The sequence below is a fragment of the Streptomyces sp. DvalAA-14 genome (assembly GCF_900091855.1).
In the GTDB taxonomy this organism is placed as follows: Bacteria; Actinomycetota; Actinomycetes; order Streptomycetales; family Streptomycetaceae; genus Actinacidiphila.
The window spans coordinates 1-1,889 of record NZ_FMCH01000078.1 but is presented as its reverse complement, the minus strand read 5'-3'; the positions used below and the strand labels follow the sequence as shown (position 1 = coordinate 1,889).

Annotated in this window: 3 protein-coding genes; 2 read left to right on the top strand and 1 reads right to left on the bottom strand. The window is 77.0% G+C overall.

The window, feature by feature from the left end:
* Together GA0115240_RS36615 and GA0115240_RS04085 are read left to right on the top strand one after the other, a co-directional pair.
* The coding region (locus tag GA0115240_RS36615; protein ID WP_161302008.1) for a hypothetical protein at positions 1 to 541 on the top strand (541 nt) is incomplete at its 5' end.
* Between the two features lie 72 nt (positions 542 to 613).
* Entirely contained in the window at positions 614 to 1,066 is a 453-nt protein-coding gene (locus GA0115240_RS04085; RefSeq protein ID WP_141708716.1) for a hypothetical protein, read from the top strand.
* Between the two features lie 485 nt (positions 1,067 to 1,551).
* On the opposite strand, the gene GA0115240_RS04080 is transcribed toward GA0115240_RS04085, so the two are convergent.
* Positions 1,552 to 1,889, bottom strand: a 338-nt coding sequence (locus GA0115240_RS04080; RefSeq protein WP_141708715.1) for a response regulator transcription factor, incomplete at its 5' end; no start/stop codon positions are given.

Below are 1,889 nucleotides of genomic sequence, written 5' to 3'. Positions count from 1 at the left end.
GCTGCGCCGGGCGCTGGGGGCGGCGGCCGGCCCGCGGCGGCGGGAGGCGTACGCCCGCGGGCTCGGCGGCTCGCTCATCCACCAGGTCAACATCGTGCACGCGATCCTGGCCGGCAGCGGGCGCGAACTGGCCGGGCGGCTGCTGCACGCCGACTTGTGGGCGGGCGGCGCCGGCGTGGGGGCGCGCTGGCGGCCCGACCCCGAACTGGTGGTGGACGCGACGCACCTGCGGGTGCCGGAACACCGCGGCTACCGGGAGACGCTGGAGTTCACCGCCGCCGCCTCGGTGGCCACGCTGACGCTGCCCTCGCCCTTCTCCCGCGACGAGTCGGCCACCTTGCACATCGACACGTGGGACGCCGGTACCGCCCTGGCCAGCCGCCGCAGCTGGACCGCCGAGCCCGGACACACCGGCTTCCGGGGGCAGTTGACGGCCTGGGCGACCGCCCTGAGCCTGCCGGGGGCGCCCCCGCTGCCGGGTCTCGCCGAGGTGCGGCAGGACACCGGGGTGGTACGGGAGGCGGCCCTGCGGCTGGTGTGAGACCGCGGTCCCAACGGCGTGCGTGCGGCGCCGAGTCGGGGGTAGCCGTGAGGCACTAGCACACTATCGGAGGTGACCGCAATGCTGATCCTGGGACTGCTGCTGGTCGGCTGTACGGCCGCGTTCACCGGGCTCGCCCTGGCCGACAACCTGAACGGCGGCCCGGACTACAACGTCACGATTCTCGGGCACCACCTCGCCACCATGAACTCGCTGGCGATCTTCTGTGCCGGTCTCGCCCTCGCACTGATCTTCGGCCTGGGCGCCATGATGGCAAGGGCCGGCCTGGCGATGCACCGCCGCAAGTCCCGCAAGCTCGCCGAGGCCCGCCGCGACGCGGCCGAAACAGCACGGGAGCGGGACGAACTGGCCGCCCGCCTGGAGAACACCACCACCGCCACCGAGCCGGACTACCCGGCCGCCGACTACCCCACCACCCCCGACCAAGACCTCACCCCGGACAACGCCGCGGCCACCACCGACCCCGCCCCCCGCCGCCACGCCCGCCACCTCTTCGGCCACTGACCCCCCACCCACCCCCCTCAACCCCACCGGACCCCGGCCCCGCAGCCACCCTTTGTCTGCGGCCCCGGGGCCACGTGCGTTCGGTCCCGGCAGGGGCGCGCGGGCCGCGCAGACCGGATGGGTGCCGGGCCCCGCAGGGGCGCGGGGAACTGCGCGCTCAGCCACGGTGTCACCGCACCCCGCGGCGGACGGGTGCCGCCGGGGCGTTGCCGGTGGACGCCGGGTGGGTGCCGGGCCCCGTAGGGGCGCGGGGAACTGCGCGCTCAGCCACAGCGTTGCCGCGCCCCGCGGCGGACGGGTGCTGGCCGGGACGTTGCCGGTGCGGGTGCGCCCCCGGCCTGGGTACCGGCGGGGAACTGCGCGCTCAGCCACGGTGTCGCCGCACCCCGCGGCGGTCCGGTGCCGACCGGGACATTGCCGGTGCGGCGGGCCCGCCCCGGCCGGAAATGCGGGCCCGGCCCCGCCCACCTCCCCGCCGGGAGGGCCTACTCCCCGCCGGCCGACATCAGCGCGCGCGAGAGCGAGACGCGCGAGCGGACCCCGAGTTTGCGGTAGGCGCGGGTCAAGGCGGCCTCCACCGTTTTGACGCTGACGGTGAGGGCGCCGGCGGTCTCGCGGTTGGTGGCGCCCTGGGCGACGAGCAGGGCGACGCGGCGCTCGGTGCTGGTGAGGGCGGCGAGGCCGGGGGCGGCCGGAGCCGCCGGCGCGTCGAGACCGTCGAGTTGGGCGGTGGTGAGCGCGAGCCAGGGGCGCGCGCCGGTGCGGGCGAAGAGGCGGGCCGCCTCGACCAGGGCGGTACGCGCCGCCCGCTGGTCACCGCGCC